The following is a 19,606-nucleotide window of genomic DNA, read 5'->3' as shown; positions in this document are numbered from 1 at the left end:
ATCCATTCTCACGCACCGGATGCACGTGCGTGCGGCTGCCTGCACATCTGAGAGGCGCACAGGGCGGCGGCGCGGAGGGATACGGGGGGACACGGGGCGCACGGGGCGCACACGCCCCACCGGACCCGGGCGCAGGGTGCTCCGGTGCCGAGTGTCGGTGGCGCCGCGTACTGTCGTGGGTATGCGTCTGAGCACCGTGATCCTCCCGACCCGTCGCTGGCACGAGGGCGGCCGCGACCAGTGGCTTCGCGCCGAGCAGCTCGGTTTCCACGCCGCGTACACCTACGACCACCTGTCCTGGCGCACCTTCCGGGACGGTCCGTGGTTCGGCGCGATACCCACGCTGACCGCCGCGGCCGGTGTGACGGACCGGATCCGGCTGGGCACGATGGTGACCTCGCCCAACTTCCGGCACCCGGTCACCCTCGCCAAGGAGCTGATCACGCTGGACGACGTGTCCGGCGGCCGGATCACCCTGGGCATCGGCGCGGGCGGCGTCGGCTTCGACGCGACGGCCATGGGCCAGGAGCCGTGGACGCCGCGGGAGCGGGCGGACCGGTTCGGCGAGTTCGTGCCGCTGCTCGACCGGCTCCTCACCGAGGACGTCGTCTCGTACCGGGGCACGTTCTACTCGGCGGACGAGGTGCGCAACATCCCCGGCTGCGTGCAGCGGCCGCGGCTGCCGTTCGCGGTGGCGGCCACCGGTCCGCGCGGGCTGCGGCTGGCGGCGCGGCACGGCCAGGCGTGGGTGACGACGGGCGACCCGAAGCTCTTCGAGGAGGGCACGCCGGAGCAGTCGTACGAGGCGATCCGCGGCCAGGTCGCGAAGCTCGGCGCCGCCTGCGCCGAGACCGGCCGGGACGTGACGGAGCTGGACAAGATCCTGCTCACCGGCTTCACCCCGGACCGTCCGCTGGAGTCCTTCGACGCCTTCGTGGACTTCGCCGGGCGCCACTTCGAGCTGGGCTTCGACGAGATCGTGATCCACATGCCGATCGCGGACTCGGTGTTCGAGGCCGACGAGGCGGTCTACGAGAAGATCGCCACGGAGGGCCTGGCCCAGCTGGGCGTCAGCGCACCCGTGAACTGAGCCACGGGGTGAGGGTGCCGGCGAGCACCAGTTCCTTGTAGGTCTCGTCGCCGGGCAGCGGTACGACCAGCCACCAGCCCGCGGGCCAGAAGCGGCCCTTCACATGGGCGAGGCCCTCGTAGACGGAGCGCAGGAAGGCGGGGACGGAGTCGCGGGGCACGTCCGCGAACTCCACGCCGTCCACGGTGATCCGGGCGTCGTCCTCGGGGTAGAGCTGGACGCTCACCGCGGGGGAGCCGCCCAGTTCGACGAAGGCCTCGTGCGGCAGCGAGCCGTCCGGGTCGAGCACGGCGAAGGCACCGGCGGAGGTGCGGCGCGAGGTACGGTCCGCGCCGATGTCGTCGGTCACCGTCAGCTCGCGGTTCTCGGACCGGGCGATCTCGCGGATCGCGGTCACGGCCGATTCGGTCGTGGGCAGATGCGGATGGGCCATGTCGTCGATCATGCCTCAGCCGGGGAGGCGGAGGTATCGGGGCGGGACGGCGTCGGTCAGCCAGACGCCGTTGGCGCTGAGGTGGAAGACGTGGCCCGCGCGGTGCATCGCGCCCGCGTCCACGCTGAGCACCACCGGCCGGCCGCGGCGCGCGCCGACGCGGGTCGCGGTCTCGCGGTCGGCCGACAGGTGCACGTGGTGGCGGGCCATCGGGCGCAGCCCCTCGGCGCGGATCGCGTCGAGGAAGCGGGCGACGGTGCCGTGGTAGAGGTACGCGGGCGGCTCCGCCTCCGGTAGGTCCAGGTCGACCTCCACGGTGTGGCCCTGGCTCGCCCGGATCCGGGTTCCCTCGATCGCGAACCGCTTCTTGTCGTTGGCGGCGACCACATGGTCCAGCTCGGCGCGGGTGATGGGGAAGCCGTGCGCGGCGGCCGCGCGCAGCAGTGCGTCGATCTCCGTCCAGCCCTGCGCGTCGAGGACCAGCCCGATCCGCTCCGGCTGGTGCCGCAGATGCTTCGACAGGTATTTCGACACCTTCACGGTGCGCCGTTCGTCCATGTCACATCCCTGGGGGCGAAGAGGTTTGATCCACAGCGAACTCTAGTTATCCACAAGGGAATTGGCGATTCTGTGGACAACTCTGCAGTGAAATCAACCGTTTTGGGGAAGTTCCGGATGATTGACATGACTTGCCGCGAGTGCATCCAATGTCCGTGACTGCACCTCCCGTTCGGCGGCCGCAGCGATGAACGCTGCCACGTTCTCGTTCCCAACGAGCCTCTGTACGGCCCGGATCGTCTCGGGCGGCAGAGCCACCTGACGCGTCTCCTGCCCGTGTGACAGGGGAGCGTCGGCGGTGAGGTGGTGCTGGAGGTGCCGCTGCGCGAACAGCCGCATGGCGCGCGCCAGTTCCGCGTCGACCGTCTGCTGCGCCAGCGGCCGCAGCCGCCGCACCATCGTCGCCGCGGCGCTCGCGTCCGCGTCCGTCGGCGGCCGGTGCTCCAGATAGCGGGCGAAGACGTGCTCCGTGGTGAACTCCAGGAAGCGGGACGCTATGTGCTCGACCTGGCCGCGAAGTTCCCGCAGATGCCCGGTGATTGCGGACAGCGGGACCCCCGCCGCGTACAACTCGACGGCCACCGCCAGCTCTTGCGGGCTCGGGACGAGGAACTCCTCGTCCCGGTCCGGGATCGGCACCAGCACGCCCAGCTCTATCGCGTCCCGGATCGCGTCCTCGTCCGGCTCCCCGCCGAAGCGGGCGTCCAGCTCGGTGCGCGAGATCCGGTCCGCCTCCTCGTCCGTCCACGGGCCGTCGACCTCGGCGACCAGGCCCAGCACCCCGCCCAGCCCCCGGCCGGTGTCCCAGGCATCCAGGAGCTCCTTGATCGAGGCCAGCGTGTAGCCGCGGTCCAGCAGGTCCGCGATCTGCCGCAGCCGGGACAGATGCGCGTCCCCGTACACGTTGGAACGGCCCCGGCGCTCCGGCCGCGGCAGCAGCCCGCGGTCCTGGTAGGCGCGGATCGTGCGGACCGTGGCGCCGCTGTGGTGCGCCAGATCCTCGATCCGGTACTCGGCCGCCCGGTACTCGCTCCCCCGGTACTCCGCCGCCGGCTCCGGCCGCTCCGACTCCGCCCGCTCAGACACCACTCGCTCCTCCAGCCCTTCTGCGGAAGGATGCCACGGCCGGTCCGGATCCCCGGGCCCGGCCGTCGCCCTCCGCGTCCGCAGGCCCCGCGGCTATGCCGGCGGCTGCCACCGGGCCAGCGCCCGCAGCGCCCGCGGCGTGAACCGGGACATGAGACGCAGCCCGTGAGCCTCCGGCGTGACCGGCACGACCGCCTCGTTGCGCAGCACCGCCCGCAGGATCGCGTCCGCGACCTTCTCCGGCGGATAGTTGCGCAGCCCGTACAGCCGCGAGGCGTGCTTCTGCCGGCGCGACTGCTCCTCCTCCCCGGCCCCGGCGAACCGGGCCGTCGCCGTGATGTTGGTGTTGACGATGCCCGGGCATATCGCCGTGACGCCGATGCCCTGCCCGGCCAGTTCCGCCCGCAGGCACTCGCTCAGCATCAGCACCGCCGCCTTCGACGTGCTGTACGCGGGCAGTGACCGGGACGGCTGGAACGCCGCCGCCGAAGCGGTGTTGACGATGTGGCCGCCCTGACCGCGCGCGGCCATCTGCGCCCCGAACACCTTGCAGCCGTGGATGACGCCCCACAGATTGACGTCGAGGACCTTCTTCCACTCCTCGCTGGTGGTGTCGAAGAAGGAACCGCTCAGCCCTATCCCGGCGTTGTTGACCAGGACGTCCACCACGCCGTACTCGTCGGCGACCTTCGCGGCCAGCTTCTCCATCGCCTGCTCGTCGGCGACGTCGACGGTCTCGCCCCAGGCCTCCGGGGCGCCGATCAGCCGGGCCATCTCCGCCGTGCGGGCCGCGCCCTCGGCGTCCCGGTCCACCGCGATCACCCGCGCCCCCGCCTCGGCGAAGGCGAACGCGGTCGCCCGGCCGATGCCGCTGGCCGCGCCGGTCACCAGCACCAGCTGGCCGCCGAATCGCTGCGCGTACGCCGGGTCCGCCTCGCTCTTCGCCGCCGTCCTCGGCGCCTTGGCCTGCGGGCTCTCGTGACCGTCGACGAAGTCGCCGATCCAGGCAACGAGTTGGTCGGGGCGGGTACGCGGCACCCAGTGCTTGGCGGTCAGGGTGCGCCGCGTCAGCTCGGGCACCCAGGTCCCCAGGTCGTCGTAGAGCCGCTCCGACAGGAAGGCGTCGCCGAGCGGCGTGATCAGCTGTACCGGGGCGTGCGCGTACGCGTCGGGGCGCGGCCGGAGCAGCCGGGAGCGCACGTTGTCCCGGTACAGCCAGGCGCCGTGCGCCGCGTCGGTGGGCAGCGAGGACGTCGGGTAGTCCCCGGCGGGGACCTTCTCCATCCGCTGGAGGATCTTCGGCCACCGCTTGCCGAGCGGGCCGCGCCAGGCCAGCTCCGGCAGCGCCGGGGTGTGCAGCATGTACACGTACCAGGATTTGGCGCCCTGGCCGAGCAGCTGGCCCACCCGGCGCGGGGTCGGCCGGGTCATCCGCTGCTTGATCCAGTGCCCGAAGTGGTCCAGGCACGGACCGGACATCGAGGTGAACGAGGCGATCCGGCCCTCGGTGCGGGGGACCGTCACGAACTCCCAGGACTGCACCGAGCCCCAGTCGTGCCCGACCAGGTGCACCGGCCGGTCCGGACTGACCGCGTCGGCGACCGCCAGGAAGTCGTCCGTCAGCTTCTCCAGGGTGAAGCCGCCGCGCAGCGGTGTCGGGGCCGTCGACCGGCCGTGTCCGCGCACGTCGTACAGCACCACGTGGTAGCGGTCGGCGAGCCGGGTCGCGACCTCCGTCCAGACCTCCTTGGAGTCCGGGTAACCGTGCACGAGCAGCACCGTCGGCCGGCTCTCGTCGCCGAGCTCGGCGACGCACAGCTCGATCCCGCCCGTCCTGACCCAGCGCTCCCGCGCCCCCTGCAGCTCCGTCATCACGCCGCCCTTCCTTCCGCCTCGGTCTCGGCCCAGCGCCGCACGTGCGGCAGGTCGTCGTCCAGCCAGAACGCGCTCTCCTGCGGGTCCGCGGAGTCCGTGACGACCAGGATCTCCTCGAACTTCGCGCCCGTCCCCCGGAAGCCGAGGTGCGGCTCGACGGCCCACAGGCCGGGCCGCGGCGGGTGGTCGGAGAACTTGTACGGCGACCACAGCGGCGACCAGCCGTCCCGGTGGCCGTGGATCGCGTCGCTCGCCAGGCCCTTCAGGGACTGCGTGCCGAAGCCGAACAGCGTCGGCGCCCAGCGCCGCTCCTTCACCCGGTCGATCTTGTGGGCGATCACGCCGAAGGGATACGCGCGGTGCCGGTTGGCGTAGCCCTGGCGGACCATGAGCCGGTCCACGTCCTCGTAGATCTCCCGCAGCGTGCGGCGCTCGCGCACCTCGCGCAGGATCAGCTCGCGATGCGCCTCCAGGTCGGCGAGCAGCTTGTCGTGCACGGGGTTCAGGCCCAGACAGCCGGAGTACCCGATATCGGCCGTGTACCCCTTGTAGACCGGGGCCATGTCGAGGATGAACGGCATCCCCGCCTCCAGCCGCCGGTTCGTGGGGAAGAACTGCAGCGGGATCTTGAAGTCGACGAAGGCGGTGCGGTCGCCGAACCAGGCGAAGGGACGGTGGAACCAGTCCTTCACCCCGCGCGCGTACAGCCACTCGCGCTGCATCCTCGCGGCCTCGCGCTCGGTCACGCCCGGCTTCAGCTGAGCCGCGACGGCCTCCGCGCACGCGTAGGAGAGCCGCTGGACCTCCCTGAACCCGCGCAGCTCCGCGGCCCGTTCGCCCCTCGTTGCTGTAGTCATGCCACCCGCCGTCCCGTCCGTCCCGCCGTGTGCGCTACGTGCGCGTAACTTGACACTGATGAATGTGACAATGGCTGGCGTCTGCGTCAAGGGGTGTGCACGAGACCTGTGGACGACACCCCGAACGTCGCCGCGCCCCGGATGTTCGTGGTGACTTTCGTCGTCGCTCCCCTACGGGCATGTACTCCTGGAGTCGGACACGGACCGAGCCGTTGGGCTGACGACTGCTGTGGCGCACACCACTACGGTCGAAGCGTGACTGTGATCGCCACCGAAAGCCTCAGCAAGCGGTTCCCCCGGGTGACCGCTCTCGACCGGCTCTCCCTGGACATCGGGCCCGGTGTGACCGGACTGGTGGGTGCCAACGGAGCCGGCAAGTCCACGATGATCAAGATTCTTCTTGGTCTGTCCCCGGCCACGGAGGGCCGCGCCGAAGTCCTCGGACTCGACGTCGCCACCCACGGCGCCGCCATCCGCGAGCGGGTCGGCTACATGCCGGAGCACGACTGCCTGCCGCCGGACGTCTCGGCGACCGAACTGGTCGTCCACATGGCCCGGATGTCCGGCCTGCCCGCCGCGGCCGCGCGCGAGCGGACCGCCGACACCCTGCGCCACGTCGGCCTGTACGAGGAGCGCTACCGCCCCATCGGCGGCTACTCGACGGGCATGAAGCAGCGGGTGAAGCTGGCCCAGGCCCTCGTCCACGACCCCAGGCTGGTCCTCCTCGACGAGCCGACCAACGGCCTCGACCCGGTCGGCCGGGACGAGATGCTCGGCCTGATCCGCCGGGTCTGGACCGACTTCGGCATCTCGGTGCTGGTCACCTCGCACCTCCTCGGCGAGCTGGAGCGCACCTGCGACCACGTCGTCGTCATCGACGGCGGCCGGCTGCTCCGCTCCAGCTCCACCAGCGACTTCACCCGGACCACCACCACCCTCGCGGTCGAGGTCACGGACTCCGACACTCATCCCGACGGCACGGCCGCGCTGCGCGGCGCGCTCGCCGCCGCCGGCGTCGCCCTCCACGAGGGAATGGAGGAGGGCCTGCCCGGTGCCGGCCACATCCTCCTCCTGGAGGCCACCGGCGACGAGACGTACGACCTGGTCAGGGACACCGTGGCCGGCCTCGGCCTCGGCCTGGTGCGGATGGAACAGCGCCGCCACCACATCGCCGAGGTGTTCCGTCCCCAGGCTTCCGAACAGCAGCAGGAGGAGGTGCCGGCGCGATGAGCTCCCAGGCCCCCGAGACCACACAGATCCACAACATCGGCTACCGCACGTACGACGGGCCCCGGCTCGGCCGCGGCTACGCCCGCCGGGCGCTGTTCTCGCAGTCTCTGCGCGGCGCGTACGGTCTCGGCCGCAGTGCCAAGTCCAAGGTGCTGCCGATGCTCCTGTTCGGCGTGATGTGCGTCCCGGCGCTGATCATCGTCGCCGTCGCGGTCGTCACCAAGGCCCCCAAGCTGGCCATCGAGTACACCCAGTACGCGCTGTACCTCCAGGTCGTCATCGGCATCTACGTGGCCGCCCAGGCCCCGCAGTCCGTCTCCCGCGACCTCAGGTTCCGCACCGTCCCGCTGTACTTCTCGCGCCCCATCGAGCGGACCGACTACGTGCTCGCCAAGTACGGCGCCATGGCCTCGGCGCTGTTCCTCCTCACCGCCGTGCCGCTGGTGATCCTCTACATCGGCGCGCTGCTCGCGAAGCTGGACTTCGCCGACCAGACCGCGCTGTTCGGGCAGGGGATGGTCTCCGTGGCGCTGCTCTCGCTGCTCTTCGGCGGCATCGGCCTCGTCATGGCGGCGCTCACCCCGCGCCGCGGCTTCGGCGTCGCCGCGGTGATCGCGGTACTGACGATCTCGTACGGCGCGGTCACCACGCTGCAGGGCATCGCCTACGCCACCGACAACCTCGACCCCATCGCCTGGATGGGCCTGTTCTCGCCCCTCACCCTCGTCAGCGGCGTCCAGACCGCCTTCCTCGGTGCTCCGCCCGCCTTCCCCGGCGAGGTGGCCGTCGGCGCCGGGACGGGCGCGGTCTACCTCGTCGTCGTCCTCGCGCTGATCCTCGGCTCGTACGCCGTCCTGATGCGCCGCTACCGAAAGGTCGGCCTGTGAGCACGCTCAACATCGACCACGCCTCGCGCTGGTTCGGCAACGTGGTGGCCGTCAACGACGTCACCATGACGATCGGCCCCGGCGTCACCGGCCTGCTCGGCCCCAACGGCGCCGGCAAGTCCACCCTGATCAACATGATGGGCGGCTTCCTCGACCCGTCGACCGGCAGCGTCACCCTCGACGGCCGGCCGATCTGGCGCAACGAGTCCGTCTACAAGGAGATCGGCGTCGTCCCCGAGCGGGAGGCGATGTACGACTTCCTCACCGGCCGCGAATTCGTCGTAGCCAACGCCGAGCTGCACGGCCTGGGCAAGGCGGAGGCACAGAAGGCGCTGGCCACCGTCGAGATGGAGTACGCCCAGGACCGGAAGATCTCCACGTACAGCAAGGGCATGCGGCAGCGCGTCAAGATGGCCTCGGCCCTTGTGCACGAGCCGTCGGTGCTGCTGCTCGACGAGCCGTTCAACGGCATGGACCCGCGCCAGCGCATGCAACTCATGGAGCTGCTGCGGCGGATGGGCGCGGAGGGCCGTACGGTCCTGTTCTCCTCGCACATCCTGGAGGAGGTCGAGCAGCTCGCCTCGCACATCGAGGTGATCGTGGCCGGCCGGCACGCCGCCTCCGGCGACTTCCGCCGGATCCGCCGCCTGATGACGGACCGCCCGCACCGCTACCTCGTCCGTTCCTCCGACGACCGGGCGCTGGCCGCCGCGCTGATCGCCGACCCGTCCACCGCGGGCATCGAGGTCGACATCGCCGAGGGCGCGCTGCGCATCCAGGCCGTGGACTTCGGCCGGTTCACCGCACTGCTGCCGCAGATCGCCCGTGCCCAGGGGATCCGGCTGCTGACGGTCTCGCCGTCCGACGAGTCCCTCGAATCGGTCTTCTCGTACCTCGTCGCGGCCTGAAAGGAGCACTGACCCCGCATGTACGACCCCACCGTCGCCCGGCTCACGTACCGGGCCCTCCTCGGCCGCCGGCGCGCACTCGTCCTGTTCGCGCTGCCCGTCCTGCTCATCGTGATCGCCGTCGCCGTCCGCTTCTTCACCGGAGCGGACGACCAGGTGGCCGCCAACGTCCTCGGCGGCTTCGCGCTCGCCACGATGGTGCCGCTGATCGGCGTCATCGCCGGCACCGGCGCGATCGGACCGGAGATCGACGACGGCTCGATCGTCTATCTGCTGTCCAAGCCGGTGAAGCGGCCGACGATCATCCTCACCAAGCTGATCGTCGCGATCGCCGTGACCATGGCCTTCTCGGCCATCCCCACGTTCATCGCCGGCATGATCCTCAACGGCAACGGGCAGCAGGTCGCCGTCGCGTACACCGTGGCCGCGCTCGTCGCCTCCATCGCCTACAGCGCCATGTTCCTGCTGCTCGGCACCATCAGCCGGCACGCGGTGGTCATCGGTCTGGTCTACGCCCTGATCTGGGAGGCCCTGTTCGGCTCCCTGATCGCCGGCGCCCGCACCCTGAGCGTCCAGCAGTGGGCGCTGGCCCTGGCCGAGAAGGTCAGCGGCGAGGGCCTGATCGCCTCCGACGTCGGCCTGCCCGTCGCCGCCGCCCTGCTGGCCGGTGTCACCGTCGCCGCCACCTGGTACGCCGGCCAGAAGCTGCGCACGCTCACCCTCGCCGGCGAGGAGTAGTCACCCCGCCGCGTACGGGGCCGGACCGACCGGCCGCGCGGGCCCGGAACCCCGGAGGTTCCGGGCCCGCGCGGGTGACGGGCCCCACGTACGCCGCCCGGCCGCCCCGCGCGGCTCGGGATTACTGTGGGCTGGTACGCGGAGACGAACACACCAATTCGGGAGTCAGCCATGTCAGACCGCTTCGACGTCGTCGTACTCGGAGCAGGCCCCGGCGGCTACGTCGCCGCCATCCGCGCCGCGCAGCTCGGCAAGCGGGTCGCGGTCGTGGAGGAGAAGTACTGGGGCGGTGTCTGCCTGAACGTCGGCTGCATCCCCACCAAGGCGCTGCTGCGCAACGCCGAGCTGGCCCACATCTTCAACCACGAGGCCAAGACCTTCGGCATCAAGGTCGACGGCACGGTCTCCTTCGACTACGGCGAGGCGTTCCGGCGCAGCCGCACCGTCGCGGACGGCCGGGTCAAGGGCGTCCACTTCCTGATGAAGAAGAACAACATCACGGAGTTCGACGGCCGCGGCACCTTCGTCGACGCGAACACCCTGCAGGTCGCCCTCTCCGACGGCACCACGCAGACGATCACGTTCGACAACTGCATCATCGCCACCGGCGCCACCCCGAAGCTGCTGCCCGGCACCGCCCGCAGCGAGCGCGTGGTCACCTTCGAGGAGCAGATCCTCGCCGAGGACGTCCCGCAGTCGATCATCATCGCCGGCGCCGGCGCCATCGGCATCGAGTTCGCGTACGTGCTGCACAACTACGGCGTGAAGGTCACCGTCGTCGAGTTCCTGGACCGGATCGCGCCGCTGGAGGACGCCGACGTCTCCAAGGAGCTGGCGAAGCAGTACCGCAAGCTCGGCATCGACGTCCTGACCTCGACCCGCGTCGACGCGATCGACGAGTCCGGCCCGCAGGTCCGCGTCACCGTCACCGGCATCAAGGACGGCGCGCAGAAGGTCCTGGAGGCCGACAAGGTCCTGCAGGCCATCGGCTTCGCGCCGAACGTCGCGGGCTACGGCCTGGAGAACACCGGCGTCGCGCTGACCGAGCGCGGTGCGATCGACGTGGACGGCCGCTGCCGCACCAACGTCCCGCACATCTACGCCATCGGCGACGTGACCGCGAAGCTGATGCTCGCGCACACCGCCGAGTCCATGGGCGTCGTCGCCGCCGAGACCATCGGTGACGCCGAGACCATGGAGCTCGACTACCCGATGATCCCGCGCGCCACCTACTGCCAGCCGCAGATCGCGAGCTTCGGCTGGACCGAGGCGCAGGCGCGGGAGAAGGGCTACGACGTCAAGGTCGCCAAGTTCCCGTTCACCGCGAACGGCAAGGCGCACGGCCTGGGCGACTCCACCGGCTTCGTGAAGATCATCGCCGACGCGAAGTACGGCGAGATCATCGGCGCCCACCTGATCGGCCCGGACGTCACCGAGCTGCTGCCCGAGCTGACCCTGGCCCAGCAGTGGGACCTGACGGTCAACGAGGTCGCCCGCAACGTGCACGCGCACCCGACGCTGGGCGAGGCCGTGAAGGAAGCGATCCACGGCCTGGCCGGCCACATGATCAACTTCTGACGCTCCCGGACGCGTCGAGAACGGGCGGCGGGCCTCAGGCCCGCCGCCCGTTTATTCGTTGGCGGCCGAAGAGCCGCCGGACGCACACTTGTTGCAGGCCGGCGCTTGGGGGCGCCGCCGGGGCGGTCGCTTCGAGCGCGCGGTGCACACCGCGCGGACCGCCCTTCCGGAGGATTGGCCGAGTGGTAAGGCAGCGGCTTGCTAAGCCGTAGTCGGGGTCAGCCCCGCGCGCGTTCGATCCGCGCATCCTCCGCCGCGTGCCCGCGCTCCTAGAGCAGAGGCTCCAGGAAGACCGCGATGCCGTCGTCCTCGTTCGAGGCCGTGACGTCGTCCGCGACCGCCTTCAGGGCGTCGTGGGCGTTGGCCATCGCCACGCCGCGCGCCGCCCAGCCGAACATCGGGATGTCGTTCGGCATGTCGCCGAAGGCGATCGTCTCCGCCGCCTTCACGCCCAGCCGACGCGCCGCCAGCGACAGACCCGTCGCCTTGCTCAGGCCCAGCGGCAGGATCTCCACTATCCCCGGGCCCGCCACGACGACGTCGACCAGACCGCCTACGGTCCGGCGCGCGGCCGCGGCCAGCTCGTCGTCGGAGAGCGCGGCGTGCTGCACGTACACCTTGTTGAGCGGGGCGGCCCACAGGTCCGCCGCGTCCTTCATCGGCACGTACGGCAGGGGTCCCTCCTGCACCCGGTAGTCCGGGCTGATCAGGACCTCGCCGTCGAGCCCGTCCCGGCTCGCGGCGAGCGCCAGCGGGCCGACCTCGGCCTCCAGCTTCGACAGCGCCAGGCCGGCCAGCTGCCGGTCGAGCGTCAGCGAGGTCAGCAGCCGGTGTTCGCCCGCGTGGTACACCTGCGCGCCCTGCCCGCACACCGCGAGTCCCTCGTAGCCGAGGTCGTCGAGGATGTGCCGGGTCCAGGGCACGGACCGGCCGGTCACCACGATGTGGGCCGCCCCGGCCGCCGTGGCGGCGGTCAGAGCGTCACGCGTACGGTCCGAGACGGACTCGTCGGCGCGCAGCAGCGTGCCGTCGAGGTCCGTCGCGACCAGGCGGTACGGGAAGGCGCCGGCGCTCACTTGGAGATCGGCTCCAGGACCTCACGGCCGCCCAGGTACGGCCGGAGGACCTCCGGCACGCGCACCGAGCCGTCGGCCAGCTGGTGGTTCTCCAGGATCGCGACGATCGTCCGCGGAACGGCGCACAGCGTGCCGTTCAGCGTCGCGAGCGGCTGCACCTTCTTGCCCTCGCGCATGCGGACGGACAGGCGGCGGGCCTGGAAGCCGTCGCAGTTCGAGGCGGAGGTCAGCTCGCGGTACTTGCCCTGGGTCGGGATCCAGGCCTCGCAGTCGAACTTGCGCGAGGCGGAGGCGCCCAGGTCACCGGTGGCGACGTCGATGACCTGGAACGGCAGCTCCAGGCTCGTGAGCCACTGCTTCTCCCAGTCCAGGAGGCGCTTGTGCTCGGCCTCGGCGTCCTCAGGCGCGACGTACGAGAACATCTCGACCTTGTCGAACTGGTGGACGCGGAAGATGCCGCGGGTGTCCTTGCCGTAGGTGCCGGCCTCGCGGCGGAAGCAGGGCGAGAAGCCCGCGTACCGCAGCGGCAGCTTGTCCGCGTCGACGATCTCGTCCATGTGGTACGCCGCGAGCGGGACCTCGGACGTGCCGACGAGGTAGTAGTCGTCCTTCTCCAGGTGGTACACGTTCTCCGCGGCCTGGCCGAGGAAGCCGGTGCCCTCCATAGCGCGCGGGCGGACCAGCGCGGGCGTGAGCATCGGGATGAAGCCGGCCTCGGTGGCCTGCGCGATCGCCGCGTTGACGAGGGCGAGCTCCAGCAGCGCGCCGACGCCGGTCAGGTAGTAGAAGCGCGAGCCGGAGACCTTCGCGCCGCGCTCGACGTCGATGGCGCCGAGCGCCTCGCCGAGCTCCAGGTGGTCCTTGGGCTCGAAGCCCTCGGCGGCGAAGTCGCGGACGGTGCCGTGGGTCTCGAGGACGACGAAGTCCTCCTCGCCGCCGACCGGGACGTCCGGGTGGACGAGGTTGCCCAGCTGGAGCAGCAGACGGCGGGTCTCGTCGTCGGCGTCGTTCTGCTCGGCCTCGGCGGCCTTGACGTCGGTCTTGAGCTGTTCGGCCTTCTGCAGGAGCTCGGCGCGCTCCTCCGGGGTGGCCTTGGGGATCAGCTTGCCGAGCGCCTTCTGCTCGGAACGGAGCTCGTCGAAGCGGACGCCGGACGACCTGCGCCGCTCGTCGGCGGAGAGCAGGGCGTCGACGAGGGCGACGTCCTCTCCACGGGCGCGCTGGGAGGCGCGAACACGGTCGGGGTCCTCACGGAGCAGGCGAAGGTCAATCACCCCACCAGGCTACCGGTGCGCGATCGGCCGACCCCACCCGATATGGCTTTGCGTGTCGCTTTGCCCTAATTGCAACTATTGGGAAACTCTCCGTATTCGCCGATAGCGGAGCGGCGGGGCGGTGATCAATTCACTTCTCCACAGGAAGCGGGGGCGCCGCTTCCTTATCCACAGGCTGTGCGGAACTTCTGTGGATCGTGGCGCAGATCTTGGAGATTCCTCGCCGAGACCCGGTAATTCGTAGATCAAACCCCATTTCGACACTCCTTCGAGTGGGAATTGCTCGCTCTAAAGAGTTGATCGACGGAATGGGGCTGACACGGGTGGAGTGCAGCGCTGTGGGCGGGTGTGGAGTGACTAGGGGGATTTGTCGACGATGACGGCTTCCCGTATCGACTTGTCCCCAGGTCGAGAGGCGAGCCTGTGGATAACTTGGTGTGCAGTGGAAAAGTATGCAGGTAGGACTAGTGGTCCGTACCTGTGGACGAAGGGAGGCGCCACCGCGGCCGGCGGGGCACGATCGGGTCAGGTCGACGCAGCGAGCGTCAGGCCCGCCCGTCCTGGACCCGAGCCAACCAGTCGGAGGCCACCATGAAGTCATCGTCGGACGTCCCGGTCCGCAGCGGTCGCACCTCGTCCACCGACACCCCCGCCCGGGGGTACGAGCCGAGGAAGCGCACCTTCGGGCAGATCCGCTTCAGGCCCATGAGCGCCTCGCCGACCCGCCGGTCCGCGATATGCCCCTCGGCGTCCACCGCGAAGCAGTAGTTGCCGATGCCCGCGCCCGTCGGGCGGGACTGGATCAGCATCAGGTTCACGCCCCGTACCGCGAACTCCTGCAGGAGTTCGAGCAGCGCGCCCGGGTGGTCGTCGCCCAGCCACAGCACCACCGAGGTCTTGTCCGCACCCGTCGGCGCCGCCGGCCGGGCGGGCCGGCCCACCAGGACGAACCGGGTCTCGGCGTTCTCCGCGTCGTGGATCTCGGTGACCAGGGCCTCGAGCCCGTACGTCGCCGCCGCGAACTCGCCCGCGAACGCGGCGTCGAACCGGCCCTCCTGGACCAGCCGCGCCCCGTCCGCGTTGGACGCCGCCGACTCCCACACGGCCTCCGGCAGGTTCGCCCGCAGCCACTTGCGGACCTGCGGCTGCGCCACCGGGTGCCCGGTCACGGTCTTGATCTCGGAGATCTTGGTCCCGGGCCGGACGAGCAGGGCGAAGGCGATCGGCAGCACGACCTCGCGGTAGATCATCAACGGTCGGCCGGAGGCGAGTTCGTCGAGGGTGGCGGTCACCCCGCCCTCCACCGAGTTCTCGATCGGCACGAGAGCCGCGGCGGCCTCCCCGTTGCGCACGGCGTCCAGTGCGGCGGGCACGGAGACCATCGGGACGAGCTCCCGGGTCGCCGCCTCGGGCAGCGTCCGCAGCGCGGCCTCCGTGAAGGTGCCTTCGGGACCGAGATACGTGTACCGGGTGGCTGACATACCGGTCACCCTAATGGGCCCGGGGAGGCGACGGAGGCAGAGGCCGCTACGACTCCAGAAGCCGCTGGCCCACGTACTCGCCCCGGTCCGGCCCGCCGGGGACGGCGAACAGACCGCTGGACTCGTGACGGATGAAAGGAGACAGAGCGTCGCCCCGGTCGAGCTTGCGCTGGACCGGCACGAAACCGCGCAGCGGGTCGGCCTGCCAGCAGATGAACAGGAGCCCGGCATCGGGGGTCCCGTCCGCGGCGATCCCGTCGTGGAAGGAGAACGGACGCCGCAGCATCGCCGCACCGCCGTTCTGTTCGGGGGCGGAGATCCGGGCATGGGCGTTGTCCGGGATCACCAGCTTGCCGTCGGGCCCGAACTTGTCCAGATCGAGGTCGGTGGTCTCGGTGCCGCCGGTGAGCGGGGCGCCGTCCGCCTTGCGGCGGCCGATGACCTGCTCCTGCTTCTTCAGCGGCAGCTGCTCCCAGTCGTCGAGCAGCATCCGGATCCGGCGGACGACCGCGTACGAGCCGCCGGCCATCCAGGGCTGGGCTCCGCCGGCGGGCACGAAGATCCGCCGGTCGAAGTCGGGCTCGGAGGGCTTGGGGTTGTTGGTGCCGTCGACCTGACCCATCAGGTTGCGCGCGGTCATCGGGCCGGCGGTGGCGCCGGGCGAGCGGTTGAAGCCGTTCATCTGCCAGCGGACCCGGGCCGCCGATCCGGCGTCCTTCTGGAGCGCGCGCAGGGCGTGGAAGGCGACGAGGGCGTCGTCGGCGCCGATCTGGACCCACAGATCGCCCTCGGAGCGCTTGGGGTCGAGGGCATCGGACGAGAAAGGGGGGAGCGGGTCGAGTTCGACGGGCCGGCGGGCGGTGAGGCCCGTGCGGTCGAAGAAGGTAGGGCCGAAGCCGAAGGTGACGGTCAGGGAGGAGGGGCCGGCGTCGAGCGCGACACCGGTGTCGGCGGCGGGGGCACGGCCCGCCATCAGCTCGGCGGCGGTGGCGGACCAGCGGCGCAGCAGGGCGGCGGCCTCCTTGCGGCCCGCGCCGGGGGCGAGGTCGAAGGCGATCAGATGACCGCGGGACTGGAGAGGAGTGGTGATGCCCGCCTGATGTTTCCCGTGAAACACGACCTCGGTCGAGCCGACCGTGGAGAGCGCGGGTGAGGAGCCGGAGTCCGGGCCGGCGACGGCCGCGTACACCCCGGTGGCGCCGGCCGCGCCGAGGGCGAGACCGGCCGCTCCGGCGGCGCCGGCGGTGCCGAGCAGCCGGCGGCGGGTGAGCTCGGGCTTGTCGGGGGTGGCCTGGGCCTCGGTGTCGGGTTGTGCAGTCACGGATCAGCCGATCTTCACGGTCTTGTCGATGGTGGTCTGGTCGATGTCGGAGGTGCGGACCGTCACCTGGATCAGCCACTCGCCGGGCATCGGGATCTGGACGTTGCCGGCGCTCCAGTGTCCGGTCTGGATCCGGTCCGGGGCGACGGGCAGGGGGCCGATCTCCTTGTCCTTCAGGGTGAAGGCGACCTTGACCTCGGGGACGTCGAGCGGTCGCCCGTTGGGGCGGTCGACGTAGACATGGAGGGTGTTGGCCCCGGAGCGGCCGGGGTCGAGGGTGAGCCGGACGGTGCCCTTGCCTTCGGCGCCGCCGGTGTCGAACGGCAGCCGGACGTCGAGGGGACGGTCGGGCACGGCGGTGGAGCCCGAGGCGGCCTGGGTGCGGCCGGCCTCCTGTTCGGTGCGGGCCGGCTCGGTGGAGGTGAGCACGGTGGTGACGGCGAGGAGCACGACGGCGACGGCGGCTTCGGTGAGCACGGAGCGGCGCAGCCCGCTGCGTACGGGATCGGCGTCCCGGAGCCGCTTCTTGCGGGCGGTGGCCACGGCCGCCCGCTGCCGGGCGAGCTGCGCGGCCCGCTCGGGGTCGGCGGTCTCGGCGGCGGCTTCGGCGGACTGTTCGGACGGCTCGGGCTCCTCGGACTCGGACTCGCCCTCGGCCGTGGGGTCTTCGGACGGCTCAGACGACTCGGGCTCCTCCGGCCCGTTTGTGTCCGGCTCGTCCGTCGCCTCCGGAGGCGACGACGGCTCGGGGAGTTTGGCGGTCCAGGTGCGGGAGAGCCAGGCGACGGCGACGAGGAGGGCGACCAGGCCGATCTTGAGCAGCAGCAGCCGGCCGTAGGAGGTGCCGGTCAGGGCGGACCAGGAGCCGACCTGGCGCCAGGACTGGTAGAGCCCGGTGGCGGCGAGGACGACGACGGAGCCGAACGCGACGCGGGAGAAGCGCCGGACGGAGGTGGGTTCGATGTCGGGGGAGCGGTACAGGGCGACGAGGAGGGCGGTGAGTCCGCCGAGCCAGGCGGCGACGGCGAGGAGGTGCAGGATGTCGACGGGCATGGCGATGCCCGGCTGGATCCCGGTGGAGGCGTGTTCGGCGAGGGCCCAGGTGCCCGCGATGCCGGCGGCGACGACGGTGCCGCCGAGGGCCAGCCCGAAGGTGAGGTCCTTGCGTTCCTGCTCGTCGGTGCGCTTGGTGTACGCGCCGAACAGCACGGCGACGAAGAGCGCGGCGGCGCCGAGCAGCATCAGCCGGGAGATCAGGGCGGCGCCGGTCTTGGTCTCCAGGACGGCCTTGAGACCGGCGAGGTCGAAGACGTCGGCGAGTTCGCCGGAGCCGGTGTAGGGCCCGCGCAGCAGCAGCATCGCCAGCGTGGCCGCGGTCAGGGTCAGCCAGCCCCGGACGACGAGGCGCTGGACGGGGCGGACGCTCGCGCCGCGGGGCCAGCAGGCCAGGACGAAGGCCGCGCCGCCGGCCAGGACGACGAAGCCGGCGTACGCGAGATAGCGGGCGATGCCGTAGAGGACGCCGACGGGGCCGCCGCCGGCCTCGCGGTCGGGAAGGGAGACGGATGTCTGGGAGGGGGCGCCGATGGAGAAGGTGAACGCGCCGGAGATGGGATGGCTGTCGGCGGAGACGGTCTGCCAGGCGACGGTGTACGTGCCGTCGGGCAGACCGGCGCGCAGGCCGACGCCGTACCGGACGAGGGCGCCGCTGCACAGGTCGCGGATCTCGCCGGTGTCGATCCGCTTGCCCGAGGGGTCGAGGACCCGGATGGAGTCGTCGCCCATGGCGACCTGCTCGGAGAAGGTGAGGTTGACCTCCTTGGGGGCGGTGGCGACCACCGCCCCGTCCTGGGGGTCGCTGCCGGTCAGCGCGGCGTGGGCGCTCGCCGGCGCGGCGCCGGCGAGCAGTGCGCCGATCAGGGCGGCGGCGACGAGGAGCAGCCGGGCGAGGGCGGCTCCGAGGCGCGGGGCGGTGGTCGTCATGGGGTGACCCCTCAGTCAGCTCAGTGCTTCTGCGGGTTGTGGTTGGGCGCTTCGACGGGAAGCTCGACCGTGATCGGCTCGGACTTCTCGAAGTGGAGCTGGATGCTCACCTTGTCGCCCTGCTTCGGCTTCTGCTTGATCTTCATGAACATGATGTGGTTGCCGCCGCGTTCGAGATTCAGCTCGCCGTTCGCAGGGATGTCGAAGGACTCCACCTGCTGCATCTTCTGGTTCTTCGTCTCGTGGATCTGGACGTCGTCGGAGAGCGGGCTGGTGACCGAGGTGAGCTTGTCGGCGGCGCCGCCGGTGTTCTTGACGGTCAGGAAGCCGCCGGCCATGTCCATCACGGGCTGGGGCATGAACGCGCCGCTGACCTCGAGCTTCGGCTTGTCGTCGGTGGACGCGGACGACGAGGTCGAGCAGCCGGTCAGGGCGAGCGCGGCGGCGAGGGCGACGACGGACAGGGCGGTGGTGCGGCGGGTCACGGGTTCTCCCCCTTGATGAGCTTCGGCAGGTCGGCGGCGTACTGGTCCGCCGTGGTGTCCTCGCCGTACAGGACGTAGCCCTGGTCGGTCGTCGGCGAGAAGGCGATGACCTGCGCCCCGTGCATGGAGACGACCGAGCCGTCCTTCTCCTTCTTCGGCGGGTCGATGCCGATGCCGAGCTGGCGGGCGCCGGCCTGGATGGTGGCGAAGTCGCCGGTGAGGCCGGTGAAGGAGGGGTCGCCGGCGGCGGGCAGCCACTTGGCGAGCTCGGCGGAGGTGTCCCGCTCGGGGTCGGTGGTGACGAAGACGACCTGGAGCTTGTCCTGGTCGGCCTGGGGGAGCTTCTTCTTGGCGATGGCGATGTTGCTCATCGTCAGGGGGCAGACGTCGGGGCAGTGCGTGTAGCCGAAGTAGATGAGCGTCGGCTTGCCCTTGGTCACGGCCTTGAGGTCGTACGGCTTGCCCTTGGTGTCGGTGAGGACGAGGTCGGGCTTGGCGAACGGCCGGTCGAGGACGGTGGCCGCCTTGGCGCTGTCCGCGGTGCCGGAGACCTCGGCGACGGAGCTGTGTTCGTGCTTGTCGTCCCCGCCGCCGCAGGCGGTGAGGGTGAGCGCGGCCACCGCCGCGAGGGCGGCGGCGGCCAAGGTGGTGCGACGACGGCGGCCCGGGCGGGCGCCGGCGGCGGTGCGGTGGTGCTGGTTCATGAAAGGGGTTCTCTTTCGGATGGCTCGGCGAGAGGTCCGGTC

The 19,606-nt window shown here is 71.1% G+C and carries 18 protein-coding genes and 1 tRNA gene; 7 read left to right on the top strand and 12 right to left on the bottom strand.

What is annotated here, in order from left to right:
- Nucleotides 1–175: 175 nt before the first annotated feature.
- Complete coding sequence (locus ABZO31_RS16350) at nt 176–1,090, top strand: LLM class flavin-dependent oxidoreductase (RefSeq protein WP_406861957.1); 915 nt, start codon at nt 176–178, stop codon at nt 1,088–1,090.
- Here the strand turns inward: ABZO31_RS16350 and ABZO31_RS16345 are convergent.
- The 5 genes from ABZO31_RS16345 to ABZO31_RS16325 form a co-directional block, all read right to left on the bottom strand.
- Nucleotides 1,071–1,523, bottom strand: a complete 453-nt coding sequence (locus ABZO31_RS16345; protein WP_406861956.1) for a hypothetical protein — start codon at nt 1,521–1,523, stop codon at nt 1,071–1,073. The two genes, ABZO31_RS16350 and ABZO31_RS16345, sit on opposite strands and share 20 nt — an antisense overlap.
- Nucleotides 1,524–1,538: 15 nt before the next feature.
- On the bottom strand, nt 1,539–2,081 hold the full coding sequence (locus tag ABZO31_RS16340; RefSeq protein ID WP_406861955.1) for an RNA 2'-phosphotransferase: 543 nt from the start codon (nt 2,079–2,081) through the stop codon (nt 1,539–1,541).
- Nucleotides 2,082–2,174: 93 nt separating this feature from the next.
- A complete protein-coding gene (locus tag ABZO31_RS16335; protein WP_406865372.1) occupies nt 2,175–3,086 on the bottom strand; it encodes a MerR family transcriptional regulator in 912 nt (303 codons plus the stop codon).
- A 174-nt stretch (nt 3,087–3,260) separates the two neighbouring features.
- Entirely contained in the window at nt 3,261–5,039 is a 1,779-nt protein-coding gene (locus tag ABZO31_RS16330) for an SDR family oxidoreductase (RefSeq protein WP_406861954.1), read from the bottom strand.
- Nucleotides 5,039–5,899 carry a M24 family metallopeptidase gene (locus ABZO31_RS16325; RefSeq protein WP_406861953.1) on the bottom strand — a complete coding sequence of 287 codons (861 nt, stop codon included), beginning with the start codon at nt 5,897–5,899 and terminating at the stop codon, nt 5,039–5,041. The genes ABZO31_RS16330 and ABZO31_RS16325 overlap by 1 nt, the downstream gene beginning before the upstream one ends.
- 261 nt (nt 5,900–6,160) lie before the next feature.
- Here ABZO31_RS16325 and ABZO31_RS16320 point away from each other — a divergent pair, with 261 nt between their 5' ends.
- The 6 genes from ABZO31_RS16320 (at nt 6,161) to ABZO31_RS16295 (ending at nt 11,493) form a co-directional block, all read left to right on the top strand.
- Complete coding sequence (locus ABZO31_RS16320) at nt 6,161–7,129, top strand: ABC transporter ATP-binding protein (protein WP_406865371.1); 969 nt, start codon at nt 6,161–6,163, stop codon at nt 7,127–7,129.
- Complete coding sequence (locus ABZO31_RS16315) at nt 7,126–8,016, top strand: ABC transporter permease (RefSeq protein ID WP_406861952.1); 891 nt, start codon at nt 7,126–7,128, stop codon at nt 8,014–8,016. The genes ABZO31_RS16320 and ABZO31_RS16315 overlap by 4 nt, the downstream gene beginning before the upstream one ends.
- Entirely contained in the window at nt 8,013–8,924 is a 912-nt protein-coding gene (locus tag ABZO31_RS16310; protein WP_406861951.1) for an ABC transporter ATP-binding protein, read from the top strand. Before ABZO31_RS16315 ends, ABZO31_RS16310 begins: the two co-directional genes overlap by 4 nt.
- Before the next feature lie 18 nt (nt 8,925–8,942).
- Complete coding sequence (locus ABZO31_RS16305; protein WP_406861950.1) at nt 8,943–9,662, top strand: ABC transporter permease; 720 nt, start codon at nt 8,943–8,945, stop codon at nt 9,660–9,662.
- Nucleotides 9,663–9,833: 171 nt separating this feature from the next.
- On the top strand, nt 9,834–11,240 hold the full coding sequence (gene lpdA, locus ABZO31_RS16300) for a dihydrolipoyl dehydrogenase (protein ID WP_406861949.1): 1,407 nt from the start codon (nt 9,834–9,836) through the stop codon (nt 11,238–11,240).
- 168 nt (nt 11,241–11,408) lie between these two features.
- Nucleotides 11,409–11,493: transfer RNA gene (locus ABZO31_RS16295), tRNA-Ser, on the top strand.
- 16 nt (nt 11,494–11,509) lie between these two features.
- Here the strand turns inward: ABZO31_RS16295 and ABZO31_RS16290 are convergent.
- The 7 genes from ABZO31_RS16290 to ABZO31_RS16260 form a co-directional block, all read right to left on the bottom strand.
- On the bottom strand, nt 11,510–12,316 hold the full coding sequence (locus ABZO31_RS16290) for an HAD family hydrolase (protein WP_406861948.1): 807 nt from the start codon (nt 12,314–12,316) through the stop codon (nt 11,510–11,512).
- Complete coding sequence (serS, locus tag ABZO31_RS16285) at nt 12,313–13,590, bottom strand: serine--tRNA ligase (protein ID WP_406861947.1); 1,278 nt, start codon at nt 13,588–13,590, stop codon at nt 12,313–12,315. The genes ABZO31_RS16290 and serS overlap by 4 nt, the downstream gene beginning before the upstream one ends.
- Nucleotides 13,591–14,135: 545 nt before the next feature.
- Nucleotides 14,136–15,071, bottom strand: a complete 936-nt coding sequence (gene pheA / locus ABZO31_RS16280) for a prephenate dehydratase (RefSeq protein ID WP_406861946.1) — start codon at nt 15,069–15,071, stop codon at nt 14,136–14,138.
- A 46-nt stretch (nt 15,072–15,117) separates the two neighbouring features.
- Nucleotides 15,118–16,392, bottom strand: coding sequence for an iron uptake transporter deferrochelatase/peroxidase subunit (gene efeB, locus ABZO31_RS16275; protein ID WP_406861945.1), 1,275 nt, complete (start codon nt 16,390–16,392; stop codon nt 15,118–15,120).
- Between the two features lie 3 nt (nt 16,393–16,395).
- Nucleotides 16,396–18,375, bottom strand: coding sequence for a copper resistance protein CopC (locus ABZO31_RS16270; protein WP_406861944.1), 1,980 nt, complete (start codon nt 18,373–18,375; stop codon nt 16,396–16,398).
- A 20-nt stretch (nt 18,376–18,395) separates the two neighbouring features.
- A complete protein-coding gene (locus tag ABZO31_RS16265) occupies nt 18,396–18,860 on the bottom strand; it encodes a copper chaperone PCu(A)C (protein ID WP_406861943.1) in 465 nt (154 codons plus the stop codon).
- Complete coding sequence (locus ABZO31_RS16260) at nt 18,857–19,564, bottom strand: SCO family protein (protein WP_406861942.1); 708 nt, start codon at nt 19,562–19,564, stop codon at nt 18,857–18,859. The genes ABZO31_RS16265 and ABZO31_RS16260 overlap by 4 nt, the downstream gene beginning before the upstream one ends.
- Nucleotides 19,565–19,606 lie beyond the last annotated feature (42 nt).

Source organism: Streptomyces solicamelliae (genome assembly GCF_045348655.1).
Taxonomy (GTDB): Bacteria; Actinomycetota; Actinomycetes; order Streptomycetales; family Streptomycetaceae; genus Streptomyces; species Streptomyces solicamelliae.
This window is presented reverse-complemented; position numbering and strand designations above follow the sequence as displayed.